This is a genomic window from Pseudophaeobacter sp. TrK17, assembly GCF_042192375.1.
GTDB lineage: Bacteria > Pseudomonadota > Alphaproteobacteria > Rhodobacterales > Rhodobacteraceae > Pseudophaeobacter.
Genome location: NZ_CP071700.1, coordinates 1,711,319 through 1,734,793 on the forward strand (window position 1 = coordinate 1,711,319; position 23,475 = coordinate 1,734,793).

A 23,475-nucleotide genomic window follows, 5' to 3' on the forward strand; every position below is an offset into this window, starting at 1 on the left:
ATGACGCTCGATGAACGAACCTGTCCAATCTGCGAGAGCCGGTTCACCCCCAAGGCCATTTCATCGCTGACCTGTGGGCCGGTATGCTCGAAGAAAGCGAAGAAGACCCGCGAAGCCGTGAAGGCATACAACGAAGGACGCAAGGACATCACGTCCGCCACCCTCGAACGTGCCATGCGCTTACTGGAGGCCGACGAGATCATCTCCGCCGCCAAGGCCCAGCGCGAAGCCCAGCGCCCGCAGCGCGTCCTTCTCGACGATGAATGCGAAGATGAAGCCGAAGACAGGCGCTGGCGCAATGCCTATGCTCGTAGACAGGCTATCGAGCGCAAGTGGATGCTTGATTGGCGATATGCCAAGTACCGCCTCACCCTCCGATACCTGAGCGAAGGCAAGCGGTTGCCCGTGTGGGCGACCCCTCGCATAGTCGAGAAGGCCCGCGCAGCGTATCCTGACGGCATCCCTGACGACGCCTAATACATCCCCCAGCGTGGGCCTTACGGGCCCCGCTCTCTGCCCTCTGGCGGAGCACCTGAAGCTGACGACAGGCGCAGTCCCTTCCGTCTTTTCCGGTTCCCTTAATCCTTCAGACAAATCGGGTTGTTCTGTTTGACCGGAACGGCGGCTGAAGGTGCTCCCCCAGAGCGCAGAGCTCTATCCCCCAAAATCCCGAAAGAATGGACATCATCATGGAATATCGACACAACGTAGACCCCGCAAACCCCTCCGGCAGCAACCTCGCATCTGGCCCTATGGGGTTCACCGCAACAGTTGGCGGAGGTTCACTTGAGGTGACTGGCGGTCACGGCATGACCCGCAGCGGGGGTCTTGAGTACACCACCGCACCCACCGCAGACCCGGTAACCGGTCTGACCTTCAGCACAGAAGCGGGCCTTCCAGTCCCCGGCGGCAATCCCCGCCCGAATGATCTGGTCGAGATCGGCGGTATGCGCGTGAAGGTCGCTCAGGCTGTCCGCGATGGTCTCATCGCAGACCCTGCTAAAGCTGCCCCCGCACGGCCCCTCAGCGCCCCGCTCAGCGGCCACAACGCTGCCCCGCAGGTGAACTCTCACGCTGCACCTGAAGGCGCTGTGGAGGCCCCTGAGAGCGTGGCGGATAGCTTCACCAATGACGTGCTGCCCCGCGTATCTCCCTCCACGCTCTCTTCTATCGAAGCTGACCTGAATGAGGGCCAGTTCTCCGAGAAGACGATGGATTACTTGATGCTTGAGGGCGGGCAGAGTGCAGAGGCGTTGAGCGCTGTTCGCGATGCCTACGCAGCTAAAGTCACCGCCGCCACCGGCATGGATGAGGCGGAGCTACAGGAGCTGTGGCAAGACAACCGCCAAGGCTTCAACGCGGCTGTAAGCGAGATGCTGAAGACCGGCAGCACCGCCGCCTTCCAAGACCTCGCAGCACAAGCAGACGCCGCAGCATGGACCGCTATGGGCACCGATGAGGCCACCGAAGCATGGAAATCCCCGGACTTCCCGCAGGCCCTGCTAGACGCTGGCCTTGAGCCGGTGTTTGACGGTGGGGTGGTCTCGATCAACATTCCCGGCATGGGTGTTGTTCCGTGGACCGAAGCGGTTCAGCGCGGGATTGTGAAGGTCTCGCGTCATGGCTGACCCCAAGGCAAACCAGCAGGGCCAAGTCACCACCTTTGGCTGGCCCTCAGCGGCTGATGTAGCGGCCCAGATGCAGGCGAAACATGCGGCATACCGGGCGCAGCAAAAGAAGCTGGAAGAGGCGACCGCGAAGGCTGAGGCCGAACGTGCCCGCGAAGGTGAGGCGAAAGCGGCCCGAACGCGGGAAGCTACACAGGCCAGTCTGTTCTGGCATGACATTAAGCAATGAAATCAAGGAGTGGTTGACCGGGCGGAAGTAGAGCGCCGCCTGTCGCCCCTACAAGCAGGGGGTATCCGGGAGACCGGGCACCTCCAAATATTTCTGTGTAAAAATTCGTGCAGCAGAGATCATATAACAGGCCGCAAAAACTCCCCCGGTGGGGAGGGGGTCTTCTCTCACGCGCGCTCGCAGGCACCTTCACATACCCGCTGGCAGGCCCGTTGTCCTATCCCCTGAGCTGGCGCAACGGCTCCCTCTTTTGTTACACTCACAACGGTCGTTGACATTTGCAACACTTCTTCTTATCTCCTCAATCAAGCAGACGGAGTTGGGCAGAATGAAACGCTATGTGTTCTATCGCCGGGTATCGACCGATGAGCAGGGCAAGTCTGGGCTGGGCCTTGAAGCTCAGGACAGGGACATCCGCTTGTATCTCGAAGGTTACAGCGATCAGCCCTTTGAGGTGGTTGGTGAGTTTACTGAGGTTGCATCTGGCTCCGATGACCGCAGGCCAGAGCTGACCAAAGCCCTCGACATGGCCCGTAAGCATGGCGCTGAGTTGCTTGTTGCGAAGCTCGACCGCCTGTCCCGCAAAGTGTCCTTTATCGCTTCCCTTCTGGATGACCGGAAGGTGCAGCTCCGCGTGGCTGCTATGCCGCAGGCGGACAAGTTCCAGCTTCATATCTATGCGGCATTGGCTGAGCAGGAGCGGGAGTTCATCTCGATCAGGACCAAGGCAGCACTCAAGGAAGCCAAGGCCCGTGGGGTGAAGCTAGGCGGTGCCCGTGACAAGACACTGAAGCGGAACCAAGAGGTCCAGCGTAAGGCCTCCGAGCGCGCCCAGAGCGTGGCTGGCCTAATTCAGCCGCTGCGGGAGGCAGGAAAGAGCCTCAGGGAGATTGCTGCGGAGTTGAACCGGGCGGGGGTGCGAACGGCCCGTGGCGGTGAATGGCAAGCGTCACAGGTGAAGAGGACCATAGAGCGGCTTGAGCGGGTGTGATGGGAAGGGTCAGTAGTGCTGACATATATTTCATGCGAACGGGTTCGTTGGGGTGTATCAGTTGTTTTCAATCACCCTCACATCTCACTCAGCCCCTTTCGCATGGCCGCTATGTTCAGCGTTCGGTCAACCGTCATATCCGCCATAGCCAGTGCATGGACCATGGGTTGCATACTCCCGCCTTCAGCCATTGCTAGACCCTCAAATTCGCCCTGAGCGGCCCGGAACTCCTCCCATGCCCTCTGAGCTTTATCCAACGCGGCGATAGCATTTTCCGAAAGACCGCCCTTCCGCTTTAAGCGTTCGATTGCGGTCGCGAGGTTTTCGTCCGCTTCCTGAAGGCGCTCACCAGCCGCCATGTTCATCTCGACCTGAGTGGTTGCATTTTGCAGTAGGCGGTCAGCCTCTAGTTCTACCAGAGCTTCCCGCTGGGCTTCATGGCGCTCATCGAGCCTTCGCAGAAACTCTTCCGCGTCATCTTCAACATGGCGAGCTAGAGAGGGGTCTTTCCCCATCTTCTCCAGCTTTTCCCGGACCTCTAGCTGCAACATATTCCGCTTGACGTTACGGGCTTTGCGTTTGTGAGGGAGGATGCTTTCAAGCCATTCCTCGGTCTGGGGAATGAACACCTTGCGGGCAATGTCAGCAGCTACGCCGCCGAAGAATGTGAGTAGGTACGAAATTTCCATGTGGATGCCTTAGAGAATTGATTTGAGCAGACGTTAACCGCGAGGCGTGGGCGGGGCAATTCAGGCAGGTGGAATTTCGGCTTGCCCTCAGATCACCGCTATGGGACACATTTAGGGCACTCTCCGGGACACCTTCGCAACTATGTGTTCGGTAAGTCATTGAAAATAAAAGGAGTGGATGAACGGCAAGTTCGATTGCTTGCACTTCACCCGCACCACACTGGTTTTAATGGGAAAGATGGATTTTGCGAGCTGTGCGCAGAAGCTATCAGTTTGCGAGTTTCCCAGTTTGTTTCCCGGTTTCCTGTTCTGTTCATGTTTTGGTCCTGCGCGCCTGTGCCGATTGCGAAAGACGCTTCTGGTTTGCTTGATTCCGGTATTTCTTGACCATCTCAAGCGTCTTGTGTCCGGTCACTGCCTGGACTCGCTATCGCTCGCCCCAGCTTCTGCGAGATGCACCGCAGCGGTGTAGCGCCAGCCATGAATAACGAAGGCCTGAGCGCCGATTCTTTCGCGCACTGACATGACCCGCTGTTGGATTGTTCTCTTGGCTACGCCTTTATGAGGCGATTGGGCTATTATAAAGCGCCCCTTACGCGGCAGGTTATCTAGATACCGTCTCAAGAAACTAGGGCAGGCAACCCAAAGTCTGGTAGCGGTCTGAGCTACCCCCCGAAATTCGGACACTGACGTAAGCTGCTATTTGTTGTCTGCTGATCTTCAACACGAAGGAGATCAGGAATGTCGAAACGGAAGCAACATCATCCAGAATTCAAAGCCAAGGAGGCGTTGGAGGCGTTGGAGGCGTTGAAAGGCGAAGAGACGGTCAGCGATTTGGCCATTCGGTTTGGCGTGCACCCAACGATGATCCATCAGTGGAAGCGCGCATTACTTGAAGGCGCATCGGGCGTATTTGAGCGTGGCGGACGGAAGGCACCGGAAGTCGATGAGGAGCAGGTCAAAGACCTGCACGCCAAGATTGGGGAGTTGGCCGTCGCCAACGATTTTTTGGCCAGAAAGCTCAAACCTTGGACCGGCAAGTGAGGCGCAAGATGATTGAGCCGAACCTAAAAGGTCTGTCAGTCAGCAAGCAATGTTCGCTGCTGTCGATCTCGCGGTCCTCGTTCTACTATGAGCCGAAGGGCGAAAGTGAGATGAACCTCGATCTGATGCGCCTGATCGACAAGCAGTTCCTGGAAACGCCGTTTTACGGCGTGCGTCAGATGACATGGCACCTACGCAATGACGACCACCTCGTCAATAAGAAGCGGATCAGACGCCTGATGCGGCTGATGGGCCTCATGCCGATCTATCAGAAGCCCAACACCAGCAAGGCAGCGAAGGGTCACAAGATTTACCCTTATCTGTTGCGCGGCTTGCGCGTGGATCGGCCCAACCAAGTTTGCTGCGCCGACATCACCTACCTGCCGATGCGGCGTGGGTTTTTATATTTGGTCGCCATCATGGACTGGCACACGCGCAAGGTGCTGGCGTGGCGTATCTCAAACACGCTGGAAGCCGAGTTCTGTGTTGATGCCTTGAATGAAGCGATCCACAAGTTCGGCCCACCCGAGATCATGAATACGGATCAGGGCAGCCAGTTCACGTCATTTGCTTGGACCGACCGCCTGCGTCGATCCGGCATCCGCATCTCAATGGACGGCAAAGGCCGGTTCCTCGACAATATCTTTGTCGAACGACTGTGGCGGTCGCTGAAATACGAATGCGTTTATCTGCACGCATGGGAGACCGGATCAGAGGCCAAAGCTGGCGTCAGAAAGTGGATCGCGTTCTACAACCACAAGCGCCCTCATTCCGCCCTTGGCGGCAAACCACCCGCTGTGATCTATTGGCAGAGAAACGAAACAACCAACCCCGATCAGCAGATGCAAAGAGTAGCTTAAATCACCCCAGATCCTGTCCAAGGATTGGGGAGTAGCTCAAAAGCGACTATGGCAAAGGTCTGTTTGAGCGCAGTGCCTTCCAGGCAATGGCGGAGCAACTGGGTGCGATCCGTGGCAAGTTCATCCTGTCAATCAATGACTGCCCCGAGATCCGCGCGCTGTTCGCCGGGTTTGAGTTTGAACAGGTGCGGTTGAAATATACCGTCGCCGCAGGTGGTGCGACGGAGGCGACCGAGCTGATCATCTCCAACTTTGAGCCGCGCATCGGCTTGATCTGATAAGGGGGACATTGGCTGGCGGGGCGTAGTGGTCCCGCCAGGTGGAAAGGGCGTATTTTGTTGAAAAACTCTTCCTTGATCGAGAGCTGAACTGCTGATTCAATTCCTGTAATTGAGGGGAGGATTGGCGATGATGGGACCGAGGCAGGAAGCGCAACCGGCGCTGTTCTACGAGTTCTCGCTGGAGGATCATGTCCCACAAGATCACCTGCTGCGATCCATCGACCGGTTCGTCGAGCTGAGCAGTATCCGCGCCCATCTTGCCGATTTCTACAGTCACACAGGCCGCCCGTCAGTTGATCCTGAGCTACTGATCCGCATGTTGCTGGTCGGATATTGCTTCGGCATCCGGTCTGAGCGGCGGCTCTGCGAGGAGGTGCATCTGAACCTCGCGTATCGCTGGTTTTGCCGCCTCGACCTGACCGACAGGATCCCGGATCATTCAACGTTTTCCAAGAACCGGCATGGGCGTTTTCGCGACAGCGAACTTCTGCGACACCTGTTCGAGACGACCGTCGCCCGCTGTATCGAGGAAGGTCTCGCCAGCGGTCAGCGCATGGCAGTCGATGCCAGTCTGATCGAAGCCGATGCGAACAAGCAAAACTCAACACCGAAGGAAGAATGGGATGCGTCGTCCATCGATGCCGTAGATGCACCCCGCGCAGTCCGAGAGTATCTCGACACGCTCGACGAGGCAGCCTTCGGTGCGGCGAGCGATGTCCAACCCAAGTTCACCTCGCATTCCGATCCCGCTAGTCAGTGGACAGCAGCCCGCAAAGGCCCTGCATTCTTTAGCTATTCCGACAATTATCTCATCGACACGGATCACGGTGTCATCTTGGATGTGGAACCCACACGCTCCATCCGGCAAGCCGAGGTCGGATCGACAAAAACCATGCTGACGCGGGTGAAAGAAAAGTTCGGCTTGGTCCCTGACTGGATGATCGCCGACACAGCCTATGGTTCAGGCCCAATGCTCGGCTGGCTCGTGGAGCGCAAGATCGATCCTTACATCCCTGTGATTGACAAGGCCGGACGCCCCGATGGGACATGGACACGCACAGATTTCGATTGGGATGCAGAGAATAATCAATACATCTGCCCCGAGGGTCACGCGCTCAAGCAGTTTCGCCGGAATTACTCTGATCCGAACCGGCGACCGACGGGCAAGGGCACAGCCCGCTATCGCGCCTTGAAAGAAGTCTGCCAGGTCTGCCCGTCCAAGCAAAAATGCTGCCCCGACGCTGATGCACGCAAGATCACCCGCGAAGAGCACGAAGATGCGCGTCAGGTCGCCAGGGATCTGGCCAAGACCGAAGAATACCAGATCGCGATGAAGCTCAGGAAGAAGGTCGAAATGCTCTTCGCCCACCTCAAACGCATTCTCGGGCTGGGACGACTCCGATTACGCGGGCCGTGCGGCGCAAATGACGAATTCCTCCTCGCCGCCACCGCCCAAAACCTCCGCAAACTGGCCAAGATCCTTCCTGCACCGCAGCAAACACGAAAAGCCTGACAAGAAAGGCGCTTGCGCCGAATTCAGAACGGATACTTCTGCGCGCGCAAACGATAGTTTTTCCACAAAATCGGCGGAAACCGGACCTTAGCTGCGGGTGCGATACATAGGGATACGTTGGGCTTTTACACTACATATGAAACTGCGCTTGTCGTGGTTGCCTAAGAAATGCCGCACACCGACCAGAACATTTGGCTGGCTGCCTGTGTCCCTTTTGCCGGAAACGAATAGGCTACGGCTTGGTCCTCATTCAACAGCTCGACAGTTTGGGCGCTGGCGAAGGCTTGGATGAAGACGGATGAGCCCTGGATCGCGCCGAGCCAAGCTTGATCGCCGGATCCGCCATCGAAGTAGTAGGCTGGCCATTTGATTTGAAAGGTTGAGCCATCGGGTTGTTTGAGGCTGACCAGCAATGTTTCTTCTTGCCCATCGGTTCCCATGAGTTCCGGAAGCGGCGTACCAAGGAACATCAAATTGAGCTCATTTGTTTCCGCTGCGCTTTCAGTGCAGCTGATTTCCAGTGCGAACTGATCCTGGACAACGGTCACTGACAGCGCGTGGAGCCCTTGGGGATTGCGCCAATCGTTGCTTTCCCAAGACTGCGCTTGGGCAGAACTGATTGGCAGGCATGACAAAGCACAAAGGCTTGCAAAGAAAGGAAACCTGCTCATCGACATAATGGCCCCTGGAACCCATTTCGAACAGTTGCAGAGCTTGTTGAAGTCTCGCCAAGATGGATGATGCGAAGCGTCATTTAACGATTGGTTTCAAAATCAAACCCTGCGAATAAATGGCATCGTCTTGATGGCGTAATGCTAAAAGTCACCCCAGAGCACGCTGGGTCATTGGCACAGACTTGGGCGCATTCACCAGGGCTGCTGACAGATACAGCCCTGTTCGCATTCAGCGTTTTTCCAGTATCAAGATCAATCTGATGTACCGCGCCGTAGTAAAATTGGTAGCCGCCGTAGCCGCCGCTTTTGGGCTGCGAACCGAAGCCGCAAGCCGACGCTGGGGCTGTATACAGCCCAAACGAGGTTACCCCGGCAAGCAAAGCAACAGCAGCCATGCGGTTAGGGGCTTTTGCAAGGCCCCAAACCAAACCCACCAAAGCGGCAAATGTCTGTGGATAATTTTTCATGTCACCCCTATGTCTTCGAAGAGTCTGGTAAATTGCTGCGGTCTAAAGGGGTGATCTCAAATGAGCGACCCGCGCGGAAATAGGGCAGTTAACCTACCCCCCGACTGTGCATTGAATATTGATAAAATGACCGGTGCTGCTCATCAAATGAACAGGGATTTCTTGACCTTCGCTGGCCGCCGCTTTCAACGCTTCAAAAATTCTCTGTGTCGTAAAGATCGGATTTCCGTGCTTGCCGCAACTGTCGACGACTTGGCGGCATCCTTGACCCGGGCGATCCACTGCGCAGGCTCCCTCGGAAGGCCAGCCAGGATAATTTGCGCCAATGGTCGCAAAATCATAATCGGGAACATTCGATTTATGATTGGCCACAGCCATAGAGGCCAAGCCACTGGCCAAGACAAGCGCAGCCGACAGCAGAACGGGTTTGGTCATTCCTAAATTCATCAAAACTACCTTTCAAAGCATTTCGTCGATCAAGATACATGTAAAATGCCGAACGCTCAGTAGGATAGATGTACTAGTTGCCTTGGATATGTGTCCCTGTATGCTCGGGGTTCCGATGGAGGGTCCCATGGCGTTTATGCCTATTCCTGCCAGTGACTACCCTGCAGATCGCGCAAAGCTGTTCGCCCGCGCTCCGACGAAGATATACTTTGGGCATATCTTGTCCTTTGCCGTGCTGGCATATCTTGCGCATGACGTTCTACCAGTTTGGCTCATTGTTGCATGGAGCGCATGGGAAGTGATCGGCACGCCCTATCTTTTGCACAGATTGACCCGCAAAGTGGGCTCTGATCAAATGTCGGACGAAGAACTGGAAATCTGGCAGACAAAGTTACACGCTCTGTTCGCTGCAGTTGGTGTCAGTTGGGGGGGGCTTCGTTGCTTTGGGCCTCGACGTCGCAAACCCAGCGCATTTTTCCATTCAGATGGCAATCGTTGCAGGCGCCATGTCCTCTGCAGCGCGGTCGCTTAGTATTTTCCGTTTCGCATCCTATCTATATATCATCCCATTCAACGGGTTTCTGGCGCTGCGGATCATTCTGTTGGGCGGGGACTATATTCTTCTGGGCATTTTGGTCATCGTATTCTTAGGCATGCTTGCGCGTCTGGCCAATGACACCAGCGAAGAGCTGTCTGACTACTTGGCGACTAAGGAACAAAACCTTGATTTGGCGCGTAAATTTGAAAAGGCCGCCCAAGAGGCGACGCAAGCAAATTTGGCCAAGTCGCATTTCCTGGTGCAGGCGAACCATGATTTGCGCCAGCCTATTCATGCGGTTGGCTTGTTGTCGGCCAGCCTGAGAGAAGAAGACCTAAGCCCTGAGGGAAAACGCACCCTTGATACCATCGATTCCTCGATAGAAAGCCTGTCGGGCCTATTCAAATCGCTGTTAAATATTTCATCGATTGAGACCGGCACCATCAAAGTGGAAATCGACACTTTTTCACTAAACGATATTATCAGTCAGGTCGTCCGTCAGGCCCTGCCCGAGGCACAGGAGCACGGCACAATTCTCCGGGCCGTGCATACCTCTTTGTGGGTGAAGACGGACAAGGCGCTGCTGCGGTCCATCTTGCAAAACCTAGTGTTTAATGCGGTGAATTACGCGCGCGGCAGTACGGTTTTGATCGGCGCGCGCCGCACAGCCAACGGTGCCGAACTGCATGTGATTGACCAAGGGATCGGCATGTCTCAAGAGCTTCAATCCAGAGTGTTTCACGACTTTGAGCGCGGGAACCCGGATGGCCCTAACCGCGTTGAAGGTTGGGGGCTTGGGCTTCCGATTGTCAAAAAGACGGCGCAGATTATTGGCCTGACAGTCGACTTAAAGTCCGTACCGGGAGCTGGGACGAGCGTTGCTATCGGCGACATCGCCTATGCCCATGAAAAGAGCCGATCGCTTGAACCCTCTGTCGTGCTTTCGGCAAATGAGAAAAAGCAAAGCATCATGATTGTGGATGACAACCACGGCATCGTTACAAGCCTAGAGCTTCTGTTGCCGCGATGGGGCTATGAAACCACGGCCTATCCGCCTGACTCTGAAATTGCGCCCACTTTTACCCCTGATGTGCTGATCATGGACTATCATCTTAATGGCGAACAAAGCGGTTTGCAGCTTGCTCAGAAATTGGCAGAGGGCTTTACTGTGACCGTTCCGACATTGATAATTAGTGGAACACTTTCGCCAGAGATTGAGGCATCTGCTGCCGAATTAGGCTACTGGACCCTACAAAAACCGGTAGCGCCAGGCGAGCTACGTTCGACCCTTATTGCGATGAAAGGCATCTAGGCCAGCCCAAATTTTACCGCATAAGCGGCAGCTGCGGATCTGCTGTTGAGATCTAATTTTTCGAACAATACCGACATATGCGCGCGCACGGTATGAGGGGAGATGCCAAGTTCACGGGCGATTTCTTTGTTCGATTTGCCTTGCGCCAGATAGACCATAAGTTCTAATTGACGCTGTGATAAGCTATCGTGAACCGGTTTCGGCAGGCCCGAGCTTTCCTGAACCCCTTCGACCAAATAAACCAACTCACCTTCCAGAACGCTTTCAAAGGCGCGTTTCATTTCTTCTGGTAAAACCGTTTTAGACACATACCCATTGGCACCCGCCGCCATAATAGACCTTGCGACTTGTTCGTCTTGGTTCATCGTCACGACGACAATCGGCGTGCGAGGAAGTTGTTTGCGCAGACTGGCCAACGTGCTTGCGCCGTTAAATCCGGGAAACACCAAATCCAACAGCAGCAATTTAGGTTCCTGACCTCCTTCTAGCGCGCCCAAAAGAGTGTCGAAATCTGCCACCTCAACGATGTTTCCCTTGACCACCTGGCGCACAATACGGCTCAAAGCTTCGCGAAAAACAGGGTGATCATCAGCGACGATTATGGTTCCGGTCATTAACACCCCCTTATCTCTGATGCCCTAAACCCCCGGCACTGCGGGGAAAACTTCTGGGCAAATTTTGCCTAAGAGCACTGTCAATAGTACACACGTTCTAGTTCTAGCACCGTCAAACTAAGATACAATCAGCACATTGATTGGTAGGTGCAACCCTAAGGGGCTGATCCGCGCGTGCCTTGAACATTTCAGGACAGAGAACACCGATGCCCCAAATCATTTTGAATCTCATAATTCCTGGGCTTGGGACATTTTTCATGCGCAAGCCGTTCATCGGTGCATTGCAGTTGCTTGTCCTTTGCGCCGCCGTGGTTCTGCTGCTGACCGTTTTCCTTACGTTTTTTGGGTTGGTTCTTTGGGGGATTGTTCTGATTTGGGCGCTTGCGACCGGTTTGTCATGGCGCGCACATTCAAAGAGGCTGTCAGCGCCATGACCCAGAACTCAGCCCCCCCTGCGCAAGATTATGACGTATGGAGTCAGCGACGCCTCTGCGGGTGCACCGTAGGGTCAGAAATGCATGTGATCGCGCATGGTTGGGACCGCTACAATTGGCTTACCAGATTTGGATGCGACACCTGAGGCACTCAGATCGATATCATTCCAAAGTCGCACATAGGCTATACATTTACGGTAAGTGTTTTCGGTATTGTGTTCATCGCGTATTTCTTTGTTTTCAACGTTCGCGATCCGTCCATTTGGGCGAAACTCATCGTCAGTGCGATTGGGCTGTTCCAGTTCGGGGTCCTTCTGACGCAATTTCTGGCGTACAAATACTACCCTTTGATTGAAACGACAGACGTTCCGGCGGCGCAGTCTAGGAAAGGTGTTTTCGCCTGGATCGAGAGGATGAGTTTTGGTGCGGGCGTTCTGCTGCCGGTCCTGGCTGCTGTTGTGGTGTTGGGCATATGTTTCTTGCTTGGTATTGTGATCCATTATTACTTTCCGCCGCCATAAACCTGGCCCGCCCGTGGCTTAGAACCCGTTGCAAAGGGCCAAATTCCACGCACCTGAACCTGATGGAGATATTATGAAATACCTTATGCTATTGGTTGTAGTCGCGTCATGCATAGCTGTCACATCCCGGACGGTAGTATGGCAGTTTGTTGAACAGTTCTGGTTTGAGTTTGTGCCAGTGTTTCATCGCTTGCAAGGGCGTCTTGCTGCCCTTGATGGGGGCCGCAGCACCGAGAGGCGGCTGTTTGGCAGCTGAATGGCTGCTTTCGCCTTCCCGATGCATGACCCGAGCACTTGCAGCTAAGGTCCGTTTTCCGCCCCGTCGTGTGGTCTTGTGACGCTTACGTTCCGGTCTCCTCACTCATTTATGTAACCTTTAGTTCGAAGGCCAAGGGGATTTTGCCACCCAGCGATGAGTGATGGCGGCGTGGATTATAAAAAACATTGATATACTGGAAGATCGCACCTTCTGACTTACGACGTGTGTCCCATTTGTTGCGCCAGATCAGCTCAGCCTTGATAGATTTGAACTGACATTCCCCAAGTGGAACGTCCTCCCGCCCACCTTGCCGCTGTTCTGCGCTCCTATCAAGCCTCTTGGACCCATGGTGCCGTTGTTCGGGCATCTGACGCGCGAACTGAGCACGATTTCCGGTCTCGGGGGCGAGGTTGATCCGGATATTGGTCTGACCGACCCCCGTATGGATAGACCGGTTGAGCCGCTTTTGTTCAGGTTTTATGATTAACGATGTTGTCATTAGGGAACCGGCGGTGCGCGCAGCCGATGTATGGCCGCAAGGATGCGGTTGAACAGATCGCCGCTGACAGCCACCTCGGCCAGTTGGAAGGTGATTGCACGGGCGTGACGCACAACCCTCGCACCAATCTTGATCAATCGCGTCTGCAGGCTTGTCAGTGACCAGTCGGCTATCTCATCAGGTAGATCAGTGCCCTGTAGGAAGGCACCGATATTGTAAGCCAGTGCATGGAGTTGCAGCCGCACCTCGTTCTGCGCCATGCCTTTGCAGGACAAACGGGTCCAGTTGATCGCCTGCTTGCCTTCCTTGATGTATTGCTCGGCGGTGCCGCGTTGGTTGTAGAAGCGGATGATCCAGTCGGGTTCCATCGGCATGTTGGTGACCACGAAGCCCACGCGCGGGAACAACTCGCTGGGATGCCATTCCACCTTGGCGATGACACGACGAGGTTTGTCCCAAGATGCCGCCTGATATTGGAAGTCGCCGTAGATGCGCTTCACGCCTTTTGGCGGACGACCCACAGGGCGCTTGAGCAGATGCGCAATCTTGCCCTGAAGAACGCGATTGGCCCGAAGGCGGATGGCGTAGAAATAGTTTTCCAGTTCCAGAGTTTTGTATAGCTCCGGGATGGCGAACGCAGCATCCCCCCGGAAGAACCGCATCAGGTGACGATCCGCATATCGCGCGATGACGGGCTTCAGAACCTCTTCCCACCCATCTGCGCTGTGAACATTGCCGGGGCGCAGGGCGCAGCGTTCCAAATGGCCAAACTGGTTGAAGACGAACAGCGGGTGATAGCACATGCAGCCGAAATGCCCGTTCCAAGCGGTGCCTTCTTGCGCGCCGTGGGTGGGACTGACTGAACTGTCCATGTCGAGCGTGATCCACTTGGGCGGTTTGCGATTGTGAACCCGGTCGATCCAGTGTCCTGATAAATCCGCCAGCACAGTGCGATTGTCGGTTGCCGCCAACACCTCGGTCTCGAACCGTCCCATCTGGCTCGCAGACGCGGCCTTGGCCTCAACGGCACGCCCTCCAACGACCTGCCGCATCACCGGATCAAGCGATAAACGGTCCGCGTCATTAACATCATCATATCCGGCCAGCCGCCCAAAGACCGACTGGCGCAACAAGCCGACCAGTGAGTGCAGGCGATTGTGGCCAGTTCGCGTGTCTCTCAGAAATCCGCCCGCAATGTCGTGCAGGCCGAGCACTTCATCCAATTCCCTGAACAACAGTAATCCACCGTCCGAGCTGATCTTGGAACCATGAAACTCCAGCCGGACCCGGCGGTCAAAACTGAGCCGCCCATCACCCGTTTCGCGTGCACCCTCTGGGTGATCCATAATCCACCACCTTCAGCCAAATTAACATACTGAAATATAACACATTAGTGGCCGTTGGAGGCGCGAAAACGTCAAGTTACTTGGGAAATGCGGGTTGAAGAACGTTTCGACCATGGAATTGTCGTAGCAATTTCCTTTTCCGCTCATCGACACCTTGAAGCCGTGCTTTTTCAGACGCCTTTGGTACTGGTTTGAACAATATTGGGCGGATACAACCGGTCGTCGCAAAACATTTGATTATATCCTGTTTGAGCAGCTGGTCGAGAGCTTCGGCGGGAGTTCTCCAGCCGAGGGTTTTGCGGGGGCTTGTGTTCAAAGCATGCGTGACCGCGCTCAACTCATTGACGCCGTGCTGACTGAGATCCGTGCCCTTCGGAAAGTATTGTCGCAGCCAGCGGTTGGAATTTTCATTGCTCCCGCGCTGCCAAGGGCTTTGTGGGTTGCAGAGTTAGATTTCCAGCCCCGTATCGATTTGGAGTTGCGCATGTTGGGCCATCTCCGCACCCTGATCCCAAGTCAGAGAACGCCGAAGAACCGCAGGAAGTCTCATGATTGTTCCTGCGATAGCATCGTGGACAGTTTCAGCGCCATGGCCAGCCAGCGCTGGTCCATTCTTGGGCACATCGCCCTTTCCATAGCCCTCCATGCGCGGCAGGTGCAATAGCATGGTGAAGCGTGTTGTGCGCTCGACCAGCGTTCCAATCGCTTAACTTCCGAGACCGAGAATGAGGTCGCCCTCCCAATGGCCAGGCACAGCCCTATCGCCAACTTATGCCGGACGGTCGCTAATCATCAGCGCACTTGTGAGGAAGGCTCGCCACTGGTGAGAATGGTATTACGTTGTGTAAGCACTTGATCCGAAGCCAATCAAAAATCTACAATTGGCTTCGAAATCACTGCCTAAAATCAACCTCAAAAATCTACTTTTTTTGGGCACTTGTTGTTTTTTTTTAAACGCTTACACCCTAAAAACTACATTTTGCAGTTTGTTACCCTCAGAACGGGATTTCGTCGTCGTCAATGTTGTGCGAGGGGCCGCTGTTGCCGCCACCAAAGCCGCCGCCCTGTTGCGCGCCGCTGTCGTAACCGCCGCCGCCACCGCCATAGCCGCTGTCCTGGCCGCCACCGTAGTTGCCGCCGCCACCGCCGCCTGCGCCACCGCCTTCGCCACGACCATCGAGCATGGTCAGCGTCGAGCCAAACCCCTGCAGAACCACTTCGGTGGAGTAGCGGTCATTGCCGCTTTGATCCTGCCATTTGCGGGTCTGTAGCTGACCTTCAATGTAGACTTTGGAGCCTTTGCGCAGGTATTGCTCAGCGACACGGACAAGACCTTCGTTGAAGATCGCTACCGAATGCCATTCGGTACGCTCGCGGCGTTCGCCAGTGTTGCGGTCTTTCCAGTTTTCCGAGGTTGCAATGCGCAGATTGCAAACTTTGCCACCGTTCTGAAATGACCGTACTTCCGGGTCACGCCCCAGGTTGCCGATGAGAATGACTTTGTTGACTGAGCCGGCCATAGGGGTCCGTCCTTATTCTTTTCTTAGGTTGTGTTGCGCGCGGAAGAGAGCCTGCTTGCCGAATCCCAACCGCTGGGTTGCAGTTACAGTATAGACCTGGGCACGGCTAGGAAAGCTCTCCTCTGGCCCCATTGTCGTTGCGAGAGGCAGAGCGGCTTTGTTCAGGTGGCGGCGGGATTTCGAGCGAATTTATCCCTATGGGCTGGCCTGTGTGAACCAGTTTGCTTCCCTTTGATGTAAATCCGGCTATAGTCGCGCCAGAACTCAGCAGGGTAATGGGATGAGAAGCGGAATGCGGTCACTGACACTTGGGATTTTTAGCGCCGGTCTTGGCCTTGGTCTCACCTGTGCCACGGTGGGGCAGGCGGATATGTTCAGCACCAAAAGCAGGCGTGATCTTTTTTCGGCCCATACCCGGATTCTGGATACGCGGGCAGCGCAGCAATACGAAAATTCGGTACGGCTGCGCCCGGATACGGTGCCGACAGTCTCGTCGATCAGCCCACGCTATACGGGGAAATATCGCGGGGAATACCTGACCATGGCGCGGCAAGCTGCCCGCAAACATGGGGTGCCCGAAGACCTGTTTCTGCGTCTGGTGCAACAGGAAAGCAACTGGAACCCCAATGCAGAATCGCACAAAGGTGCGCTGGGGCTGGCACAGTTGATGCCCGCCACCGCGCGTCGGCTCGGCGTGGATCCTTCCATTCCAAAACAGAACCTCGAAGGTGGTGCGCGCTACCTGTCCAAACAGTTCAGAAAATTCGGATCCTGGCGTCTGGCGCTGGCAGCCTATAACGCCGGGCCGCAAGCGGTTCGAAAATATGGCGGCGTGCCCCCCTATGAGGAAACGCAGAACTACGTGGCCAAAATCTGGGGGAGCTGAGGGCGTTTTTGGCCGCCCCTGGAAAACCGGAAACTACTATTTTTCTTTAACAAGGCAGGGATCTACGGGGCGCGTTTTCTGGCGTGATAGCCGCTGCGTCCGGCTATGGCGCGCGCCTATCAGCGCAAAAGCCCACCGTCGAAAGGCGCGCCCGTTAAGGAGTTGATAATTTTCCTTAATGCCTTGTTAACTTCCTCGGTTTGCCATGAATCAGCCTTATTATTTTTTGATGTTGCCTGTGATTTCAGGAGGAATTCAAGTGACCAGCAGAAGCTTTGACGACCGGCTCGAACGCATTCAATGGGTACCCGGCGCGGTGCCATCACAAGAGGTGATTGATAGCGTCCTGGGGGGGCAGCGTGGCCAGGCAAAGGCCCGCAGCGTTGGGGCGACACTGTTGGGTGCTATTTTGGGCATTTGTATCGGCTTTGGCGTCAAGGGGATGACACTTGTTGGCTCTCCTTGGGGGCCAGATACCGGCATGGTGGGGCTGATTGGGGGCGGTTTGGCTCTTTCTGGTCTCGCGGTTTCGGTGACTTTGGCGATCTACGCTGCGCTGCGCAGCCGGAGACATCCCTGGCTGATGCAATTTGCCTCTATGAACCTTCTGATGATCGTGGTCTTGCTGCTAAGTTGACCACAAATACCTTTGGGGTAGCGCCGAAATCTCATCTGCTGTGGGAGTGGGGGAGGTGTACCTGATTTTTTTGATCAGGAATTGCGCTGCATCAAGGTCCGCATTATGGGTTTCCGGGAGTTTTAGGCAAAACTGCTATTCCCGGAGCCCATGATGCAGCGATTTATTCCGATCCGCCCGATCCGATTGACCCTTTCCAGCCTCTGTGCGCTGGCCGTTTTCACTGCTGTGGGACCAGTGCAGGCAGAGACATTGGTGCGGGACCCGCTGATGGCGCAGCTGGGCGAGGCGCTGTTTCACGACGAAAACCTATCTCTCAATCGCAGCCAGTCCTGCGCCAGCTGCCACGACCCCGAACAGGGCTTCAGCGATCCCCGTCGCTCTGCTGATGGGGCGTTTTCTTTGGGGGATGACGGCGCGTCCTTGGGCAATCGCAATGCGCCAACCGCGTCATATGCTGCCTTTATTCCTCCTTTTCACCAGAATGCGGATGGGAAATGGATCGGCGGTTTGTTCTGGGATGGGCGTGCCGCTGATCTGGAAGAACAGGCCGGTGGCCCGCCCTTGAACCCGATCGAGATGGGGCTGCCAGACAAGGCAGTCTTGGTTCAGCGTCTGCTGGAGAACCCGGACTACAGGGAACAATTTGCCGCGCTATTCTCCCCGACTGTTTTGCAGGAGGATGAGAGCGGCTTTACCGCCATGACCCAGGCAATTGCAGCCTTTGAACGTGGCGCTGAATTTGCGCCCTTCAGCAGTAAGTATGACCGCTATCTGGCTGGAAAGGCGCAGTTTTCAAAAGAGGAGGAGCTGGGGCGCACACTGTTCTTTTCAGAGCAGTTCACCAATTGTAATCAGTGCCATCAGTTGCGCAGCAGCCCGATTGCTGCACAAGAGACCTTTAGCGATTACAGCTACCACAACATCGGCGTACCGGGTAATCATGCGGTAATCCAAGAGGCTGGTATGGCTATGGATTTTGTCGATGAGGGGCTATTGGCCAATCCGCAGGTGACGGACCCGGGCGAGCGCGGCAAGTTTCGCACCCCAACTCTGCGCAATGTCGCTGTCACCGGGCCCTATATGCACAATGGGGTGTTTCAGGATCTGCGCACGGTTGTGCTGTTCTACAATCGCTACAACAGCAAAGCGGAGGCGGCGCAAATCAACCCCGAAACCGGCCAGCCCTGGGGCGAGCCACCGGTGCCAGGGACACTCTCCGTCAAGGAGCTCACCCATGGGCCTGCTTTGGAGGACCGGCGGGTCGAGGCCCTGGTGGCGTTTCTAAAAACCCTGACGGATCAGCGCTACGAATATCTCCTGGAGGCCGAGGACTAGAAGCAAAAGGCATGCCTCCCGCCCGTCTTTGGGGCGGGGGCTTTCTGTGCGCTCACTCCGCCGCCAGCTTGATGACGGGCTGCATCCGTTCCAGCACCTCATCGCTCAGGTGGCATTTGATCTGGTGTCCTGCCTCCAGAACGCGGGTGGGCGGCACCTCACTGTCACAAAGCCCGCCCGGAACCTCGCTTTTCCAGCGGCATCGGGTTTGAAAGGGGCAGCCAGAGGGCGGGTTCATTGCCGAGGGAATATCGCCTTCTAGGACGATATGTTCCTTTTGAATGGACGTGTCGGCAATTGGCACCGCGCTGAGCAGGGCCTCAGTATAGGGGTGGTAGGGCGGCGAGAACACCTGATCGGTATCGCCCAGCTCCACCACATGGCCCAGATACATCACCATGACCCGATCACTGAGATAGCGCACGATGGACAGATCATGGCTGATAAACAGCAGGGTGGTCTTTTCGGTGCGCTGGATTTCCATCAGCAGATCAGTCACCGCCGCCTGAACCGAAACATCCAAGGCCGACACCGGCTCATCCGCCACCACAATCCGCGCCCCACCAGAAAAGGCCCGTGCAATACCCACCCGTTGCTTTTGCCCACCCGACAGTTGTCGCGGCATCCGATCGGCAAAGGCCCGCGGCAGTTTCACCAGATCCAGCAGTTCAAGCATGCGCTGCCGGCGGTCCAGGTCGCTGTCGCCGATGTCAAAGACCTCCAGTGCGCGGATGATCTGACGCCCCACAGTCATCGACGGGTTGAGCGTATCAAATGGGTTCTGGAACACCATTTGCACATCCGAAATGGTTCCGGTCTGCCGGTCTTCGATCGGGGTTTGTTCGATGTTTTCTCCGTCCAGCAGGATTTCTCCCTCGGTGGCGGTCTCCAACCCCATCAACACCTTGGCAAAAGTGGATTTGCCACAGCCGGATTCCCCAACAATGGCAAGGGTCTCAGACTCCCTAGCTTCAAAACTCAGGGTCTCATTGGCTTTGACCACCTTCTTGGCGCCGCCCCCAAACAGCGCATTGGCCGCAACCTCATAATATTTCTTGAGATTGTCGATCTTGAGAACAACCTCGCCGGGGCTGGTCTTTTCTTTCTGCTCACCAATGGCGATGGGGGCGTTCCAGTCGATTTCCTGATGGCGCAGACAGCGGGTGGCATGGCGGTCGTTTCCCGCCACATCTGCCATATCGATCTGTCCCACATCGCAGCGACCAGCTTCGAAGTAGTCGCACCTGGGGCCAAAATTGCAGCCTGTCGGCCGCTCATGTGGCAGCGGAAAGTTGCCGGGGATCGCCACCAGGGGATGCGCGTTCTTGTCGGCACCAGGCAGCGGGATCGATCGAAACAGCGCCTGGGTATAGGGATGCTGCATCTCATCAAACACCTCGGCGATCGAGCCGCGCTCGACGGCCTCGCCCGAATACATCACACAAAGCCGGTCACAGGTTTCCAGGATCAACCCAAGATTATGGCTGATGAACAGCATGGAGGTGCCGTATTTCTTACCAAGATCCCGGACCAGCTCGACCACGGCGGCCTCAACAGTAACATCCAGCGCCGTTGTTGGCTCATCCAGGATCAGCAACGATGGTTTCGACATTAACGCCATAGCAATGACAATGCGCTGCTGTTGCCCGCCAGAGAGCTGATGCGGATAGGAGTTCAGCATCCGCTCGGGATCGGGCAGGCGCACATCTGTGACCACTTCCAGCGCCCGCTCATAGGCCTGGCTTTCGCTGACCCCCTCGTGGATCATCGGCACCTCCATCAACTGGCGGCCGATTTTCATCGCCGGGTTGAGGCTGGCCATCGGCTCCTGGTAGATCATCGCAATCTCATTGCCGCGGATGTCGCGCAGCTCTTCGGCGCTCATCTGCGCCAGATCGCGGCCCTTGAACTTGATCGAGCCGCCGACAATGCGGCCGTTCTTGCCCAGGTCCTGCATCACCCCCAGCGCCACCGTGGATTTGCCGCAGCCGGATTCGCCCACCAGCCCCACCGCTTCGCCTGGCTGCACCGAGACAGAAAAATCCATCACAGCCGGGATTTCCCGCAACCGCGTAAAAAAGGAAATCGACAGCTTGTCGATCTCAAGCACCGGCCCGTCGGTCTCTGACAGTTTGTTCATCATCTTGTCTCCCTGCTGAGCCCAAGAAAGATAGCCCTTTCAATTGGCCTCAAATATCCCGGGGGGCCGGGGGGCTGGCCCCCGGTCCGGTTTGGATTAATCCTTCAGGCTTTCTTCACGCAGCCCATCCGCCAATAGGTTGAGGCCCAGAACCATGCTTAACAGCGCAAAGGCAGGTGGCAGGGCTGGGTGCAGATAGATCGCCAACAGCTTGCGCCCTTCATTGATGGTCGATCCCCAATCCGGGCTCTCCGGTGGTAAGCCGAGGCCGAAGAAACCTAAAGTTCCCAGAAGTATGGTGGTGTAACCAATGCGCAGGCAGAAATCGACAATCAGCGGACCACGTGCGTTGGGCAGCACTTCCCACAGCATGATATACCAGGGCCGCTCGCCACGGGTTTGGGCCGCCGCCACATAGTCGCGGGTTTTGATATCCATCGCCAGGCCACGCACAATACGAAACACTGTGGGCGAGTTCACAAAAACAACCGACACAAAAACCACCAGGATGCCGCCCGGAATGTCTATTCTGTCCAGAACCGCAGGCAGGATATCGACCTTTGAGCCGGGGTCGTTCACCACCATCAGATAAACGGCCAGCATCGGCAGCAAAACGACCCCAAGGTAGAGACGGTTTTTGGAGGGTTGGGTGCGATACCGCGCATTGATCAGCACGTAGAAAAAGATCAGAGGAAAGGCAAAAAGCACAATGGCCATAAACTGCGGCAGGCCTGTTTGCACTATTTCAGGTGTCACCAGCAGGTAAAACAGCAAGATCACCGGAAAGGCCAGGATCAGATTGGCAAGGAAGGACAAAACAGTGTCGAGCCGTCCGCCAAAATACCCCGCAGGCAGGCCAAGTGTAATGCCAACCATAAAGGCAAACAGCGTCGCCAGCGGTGCAATCTTGACCACCTCCCAGGCGCCCTTGATCATGCGGCTAAAGACATCGCGGGCCAGGTTGTCCCCGCCCAGAAGATACCACTGAAAATCGCCCTCTTCAGGGCTGCGCAGGGGGGTCCCTGGCACTTTGTTTTTCAGGCCGGATAACTGCGCCAATGGGTCATGGGTGACGATCAGGTCAAAAGCGCCAAAAAATCCGGTAAACACCCAGAACATCACCAATGCAAAACCGATCATGCCGATGGGGCTGTCAAACAGCTTGCCATAGAGGCCGAGCCTGCGCTTGTAGCGGATCGACAGGGTGAAAAGCAGCGCCAAAGCAATCCACACGGGCAAGAACCGCTGTGCCATTGCGCCGATAATGCCAGCACCTGTGCCCATAATCATGCCCAGGATCAGATAGGCGAGCAGCACGGCAGTGGTCGCCAACAGGGCCGCCTTAACAGCCCGGTTGGCCAGACCTCTGGGGTCTGAGCTAAGGCCGAGGCTGCCATTTCCGGCATTGATGGCACGCTGTTCTGGCAACACTGCGCTGAGCAGGATCCAGACCAGAACCGAGATGGCAAGCAGCCCAAGGGCGATGAAAAGGACGGGGTCGAGGAAGGCGATCTTGCCGGTCCAGCTGAGAGGGTCCATGTCTGTCTCCTTCCGTTATGAAATGCGAATGCGGGGATTAAGAAAGACATAGCCAATGTCAGAAATCAGCTGGGTCACCAGCACAACAAAGACCGACACAACCGAAATCGCCAGCAACAGCTCGATGTCGTTATTGCCTGCGGCCTGCACAAGTATCCATCCGAAGCCTTTGTAGTTAAACAGGGTTTCCACAATGACGACGCCATTTAGCAGCCAGGGAAACTGCAACATGATCACGGTGAACGGAGCGATCAGTGCATTGCGCAGGGCGTGTTTCAATACGATCTTGGGAAAGCTGACGCCCTTAAGCCGGGCGGTTCGAATATACTGCGCTGTCATCACCTCAGTCATCGAGGCGCGGGTCATGCGGGCAATGTAGCCCATGCCATAAAGCGCAATTGTCAGAACCGGCAGAAAGAAGTTCTCAAAGGTTGGGTTTTCAGTGGCGGCGGTGGCAGAGCCTTTGAACCACTTCAACCCAACGGTGGAAGAGGTGAAAATTGCGATAAAGACCACGCCTGAAACATATTCCGGGGTGGCAGTTGTCAGAATGGAGACGGTTGAAAGACTGCGGTCCGTCACCGATCCTTCGCGCATGCCGGCCAGAACACCGATGATCAACGCGGAGGGGATCATCAGCAGCAAAACCCAGCCCATCAGGCGCAGGGTATTGCCCAGACGTTCTGAAACCACACTGGCAACATCCTTTTGCAACACGGTGGATTGCCCCCAGTCACCCTGCAGAATACCACAAAACCGCGGGGCTTCGGCGGCCTGGGCCTGGGGCACAGTACCGGTTATGCAGCGGCCAGATACTCCGTCGTCACCCTGCAGTGTCCATCCGGGCAAGACACCCAGCCATTGACCATATTTTATAGCCATCGGCTGACTGTAGCCGTTCTTGTCAAGCCAGCTGGCCACGGCCTCGTCGGTCATCCGGAAGTTGCCTTGGGTTTTGGCGAGCTTTTCCAGATTTGGATACAAATTGGTGAGCGTAAAAACGATGAACGTCAGGCATAGCGCCGTCAGAAGCATCACGCCTGAGCGGCGTAAAATGAACAATCCCATA

25 protein-coding genes and 2 pseudogenes are annotated in these 23,475 nt (G+C 55.9%); 13 read left to right on the top strand and 14 right to left on the bottom strand.

Translation table 11 applies throughout. From position 1 onward, the window contains the following. The 4 genes from JZI28_RS07985 to JZI28_RS08000 all read left to right on the top strand — a co-directional run bounded on the left by JZI28_RS07985 (nucleotide 1) and on the right by JZI28_RS08000 (nucleotide 2,848). Complete coding sequence (locus tag JZI28_RS07985; protein WP_375699789.1) at nucleotides 1-477, top strand: hypothetical protein; 477 nt, start codon at nucleotides 1-3, stop codon at nucleotides 475-477. A 212-nt stretch (nucleotides 478-689) separates the two neighbouring features. After that, nucleotides 690-1,628 carry a hypothetical protein gene (locus tag JZI28_RS07990; RefSeq protein WP_375699790.1) on the top strand — a complete coding sequence of 313 codons (939 nt, stop codon included), beginning with the start codon at nucleotides 690-692 and terminating at the stop codon, nucleotides 1,626-1,628. Next, the gene (locus JZI28_RS07995) at nucleotides 1,621-1,857 is read left to right on the top strand and encodes a hypothetical protein (protein WP_168621273.1); all 237 of its coding nucleotides are present in this window, start codon (nucleotides 1,621-1,623) and stop codon (nucleotides 1,855-1,857) included. Before JZI28_RS07990 ends, JZI28_RS07995 begins: the two co-directional genes overlap by 8 nt. A 328-nt stretch (nucleotides 1,858-2,185) precedes the next feature. Next, nucleotides 2,186-2,848: a recombinase family protein gene (locus JZI28_RS08000; protein WP_375699791.1), complete on the top strand. Its 663-nt coding sequence runs from the start codon at nucleotides 2,186-2,188 to the stop codon at nucleotides 2,846-2,848. A gap of 77 nt (nucleotides 2,849-2,925) precedes the next feature. Here JZI28_RS08000 and JZI28_RS08005 read toward each other — a convergent pair whose 3' ends face one another. Continuing rightward, the gene (locus tag JZI28_RS08005) at nucleotides 2,926-3,537 is read right to left on the bottom strand and encodes a lysozyme inhibitor LprI family protein (protein ID WP_375699792.1); all 612 of its coding nucleotides are present in this window, start codon (nucleotides 3,535-3,537) and stop codon (nucleotides 2,926-2,928) included. A 741-nt stretch (nucleotides 3,538-4,278) separates the two neighbouring features. On the opposite strand from JZI28_RS08005, the gene JZI28_RS08010 reads away from it, so the two are divergent. The 3 genes from JZI28_RS08010 to JZI28_RS08020 all read left to right on the top strand — a co-directional run bounded on the left by JZI28_RS08010 (nucleotide 4,279) and on the right by JZI28_RS08020 (nucleotide 7,235). After that, nucleotides 4,279-5,441, top strand: a protein-coding gene (locus JZI28_RS08010) for an IS3 family transposase (RefSeq protein WP_375699793.1) whose coding sequence is annotated in 2 segments (ribosomal slippage) — nucleotides 4,279-4,549 and nucleotides 4,549-5,441 — 1,164 coding nt in all. Because the reading frame shifts where the segments join, the coding sequence is not laid out codon by codon here. Nucleotides 5,442-5,527: 86 nt separating this feature from the next. Then, a complete protein-coding gene (locus JZI28_RS08015) occupies nucleotides 5,528-5,719 on the top strand; it encodes a hypothetical protein (protein WP_375699794.1) in 192 nt (63 codons plus the stop codon). Between the two features lie 130 nt (nucleotides 5,720-5,849). Then, on the top strand, nucleotides 5,850-7,235 hold the full coding sequence (locus JZI28_RS08020; protein WP_375699795.1) for an IS1182 family transposase: 1,386 nt from the start codon (nucleotides 5,850-5,852) through the stop codon (nucleotides 7,233-7,235). Nucleotides 7,236-7,396: 161 nt separating this feature from the next. Here the strand turns inward: JZI28_RS08020 and JZI28_RS08025 are convergent, their stop codons facing one another. The 3 genes from JZI28_RS08025 to JZI28_RS08035 form a co-directional block, all read right to left on the bottom strand. Further along, nucleotides 7,397-7,912 (bottom strand): hypothetical protein, encoded by a 516-nt coding sequence (locus JZI28_RS08025; RefSeq protein WP_375699796.1) that lies wholly within the window; start codon nucleotides 7,910-7,912, stop codon nucleotides 7,397-7,399. A gap of 77 nt (nucleotides 7,913-7,989) precedes the next feature. Continuing rightward, nucleotides 7,990-8,376 carry a PAN domain-containing protein gene (locus JZI28_RS08030; protein WP_375699797.1) on the bottom strand — a complete coding sequence of 129 codons (387 nt, stop codon included), beginning with the start codon at nucleotides 8,374-8,376 and terminating at the stop codon, nucleotides 7,990-7,992. Nucleotides 8,377-8,469: 93 nt separating this feature from the next. Continuing rightward, nucleotides 8,470-8,811, bottom strand: coding sequence for a hypothetical protein (locus tag JZI28_RS08035; RefSeq protein WP_375699798.1), 342 nt, complete (start codon nucleotides 8,809-8,811; stop codon nucleotides 8,470-8,472). A gap of 455 nt (nucleotides 8,812-9,266) precedes the next feature. On the opposite strand from JZI28_RS08035, the gene JZI28_RS08040 reads away from it, so the two are divergent. After that, complete coding sequence (locus JZI28_RS08040; RefSeq protein ID WP_375699799.1) at nucleotides 9,267-10,673, top strand: hybrid sensor histidine kinase/response regulator; 1,407 nt, start codon at nucleotides 9,267-9,269, stop codon at nucleotides 10,671-10,673. Here the strand turns inward: JZI28_RS08040 and JZI28_RS08045 are convergent. After that, entirely contained in the window at nucleotides 10,670-11,287 is a 618-nt protein-coding gene (locus tag JZI28_RS08045) for a response regulator (protein ID WP_375699800.1), read from the bottom strand. The two genes, JZI28_RS08040 and JZI28_RS08045, sit on opposite strands and share 4 nt — an antisense overlap. Nucleotides 11,288-11,493: 206 nt before the next feature. On the opposite strand from JZI28_RS08045, the gene JZI28_RS08050 reads away from it, so the two are divergent. Further along, a complete protein-coding gene (locus tag JZI28_RS08050) occupies nucleotides 11,494-11,721 on the top strand; it encodes a hypothetical protein (protein ID WP_375699523.1) in 228 nt (75 codons plus the stop codon). A gap of 74 nt (nucleotides 11,722-11,795) precedes the next feature. Here JZI28_RS08050 and JZI28_RS08055 read toward each other — a convergent pair whose 3' ends face one another. From JZI28_RS08055 to JZI28_RS08065, 3 genes and pseudogenes are all read right to left on the bottom strand, one after another. Beyond that, nucleotides 11,796-12,221 (bottom strand): hypothetical protein, encoded by a 426-nt coding sequence (locus JZI28_RS08055; protein WP_375699524.1) that lies wholly within the window; start codon nucleotides 12,219-12,221, stop codon nucleotides 11,796-11,798. Nucleotides 12,222-12,348: 127 nt separating this feature from the next. After that, the gene (locus tag JZI28_RS08060) at nucleotides 12,349-12,525 is read right to left on the bottom strand and encodes a hypothetical protein (RefSeq protein WP_375700139.1); all 177 of its coding nucleotides are present in this window, start codon (nucleotides 12,523-12,525) and stop codon (nucleotides 12,349-12,351) included. An 82-nt stretch (nucleotides 12,526-12,607) separates the two neighbouring features. Beyond that, nucleotides 12,608-12,781 (bottom strand): annotated as a pseudogene (locus tag JZI28_RS08065) (IS3 family transposase); the annotation flags it as partial. A 66-nt stretch (nucleotides 12,782-12,847) separates the two neighbouring features. Here JZI28_RS08065 and JZI28_RS08070 point away from each other — a divergent pair. Further along, complete coding sequence (locus JZI28_RS08070; RefSeq protein WP_158441640.1) at nucleotides 12,848-12,988, top strand: hypothetical protein; 141 nt, start codon at nucleotides 12,848-12,850, stop codon at nucleotides 12,986-12,988. 11 nt (nucleotides 12,989-12,999) lie between these two features. On the opposite strand, the gene JZI28_RS08075 is transcribed toward JZI28_RS08070, so the two are convergent. The 3 genes and pseudogenes from JZI28_RS08075 to ssb form a co-directional block, all read right to left on the bottom strand. After that, entirely contained in the window at nucleotides 13,000-14,346 is a 1,347-nt protein-coding gene (locus JZI28_RS08075) for an IS1380 family transposase (protein ID WP_040176196.1), read from the bottom strand. 250 nt (nucleotides 14,347-14,596) lie between these two features. Further along, nucleotides 14,597-15,163, bottom strand: a pseudogene (locus tag JZI28_RS08080) (IS30 family transposase); the annotation flags it as partial. 178 nt (nucleotides 15,164-15,341) lie between these two features. Beyond that, the gene (gene ssb, locus JZI28_RS08085) at nucleotides 15,342-15,866 is read right to left on the bottom strand and encodes a single-stranded DNA-binding protein (RefSeq protein WP_297341527.1); all 525 of its coding nucleotides are present in this window, start codon (nucleotides 15,864-15,866) and stop codon (nucleotides 15,342-15,344) included. Nucleotides 15,867-16,158: 292 nt separating this feature from the next. Between ssb and JZI28_RS08090 the strand changes: the two genes are divergently transcribed. From JZI28_RS08090 to JZI28_RS08100, 3 genes are all read left to right on the top strand, one after another. After that, nucleotides 16,159-16,752: a lytic transglycosylase domain-containing protein gene (locus JZI28_RS08090; RefSeq protein WP_295455565.1), complete on the top strand. Its 594-nt coding sequence runs from the start codon at nucleotides 16,159-16,161 to the stop codon at nucleotides 16,750-16,752. Between the two features lie 259 nt (nucleotides 16,753-17,011). Next, the gene (locus tag JZI28_RS08095) at nucleotides 17,012-17,389 is read left to right on the top strand and encodes a hypothetical protein (RefSeq protein WP_295455566.1); all 378 of its coding nucleotides are present in this window, start codon (nucleotides 17,012-17,014) and stop codon (nucleotides 17,387-17,389) included. Nucleotides 17,390-17,542: 153 nt separating this feature from the next. Further along, nucleotides 17,543-18,727: a cytochrome-c peroxidase gene (locus JZI28_RS08100; RefSeq protein WP_375699801.1), complete on the top strand. Its 1,185-nt coding sequence runs from the start codon at nucleotides 17,543-17,545 to the stop codon at nucleotides 18,725-18,727. Between the two features lie 52 nt (nucleotides 18,728-18,779). Here JZI28_RS08100 and JZI28_RS08105 read toward each other — a convergent pair whose 3' ends face one another. The 3 genes from JZI28_RS08105 to JZI28_RS08115 all read right to left on the bottom strand — a co-directional run bounded on the left by JZI28_RS08105 (nucleotide 18,780) and on the right by JZI28_RS08115 (nucleotide 23,474). Next, nucleotides 18,780-20,867: a dipeptide ABC transporter ATP-binding protein gene (locus JZI28_RS08105; RefSeq protein ID WP_375699802.1), complete on the bottom strand. Its 2,088-nt coding sequence runs from the start codon at nucleotides 20,865-20,867 to the stop codon at nucleotides 18,780-18,782. Nucleotides 20,868-20,963: 96 nt separating this feature from the next. Next, nucleotides 20,964-22,406, bottom strand: a complete 1,443-nt coding sequence (locus JZI28_RS08110) for an ABC transporter permease (RefSeq protein WP_375699803.1) — start codon at nucleotides 22,404-22,406, stop codon at nucleotides 20,964-20,966. A 15-nt stretch (nucleotides 22,407-22,421) separates the two neighbouring features. Then, nucleotides 22,422-23,474: an ABC transporter permease gene (locus JZI28_RS08115; RefSeq protein ID WP_297338770.1), complete on the bottom strand. Its 1,053-nt coding sequence runs from the start codon at nucleotides 23,472-23,474 to the stop codon at nucleotides 22,422-22,424. Nucleotide 23,475: the final 1 nt, after the last annotated feature.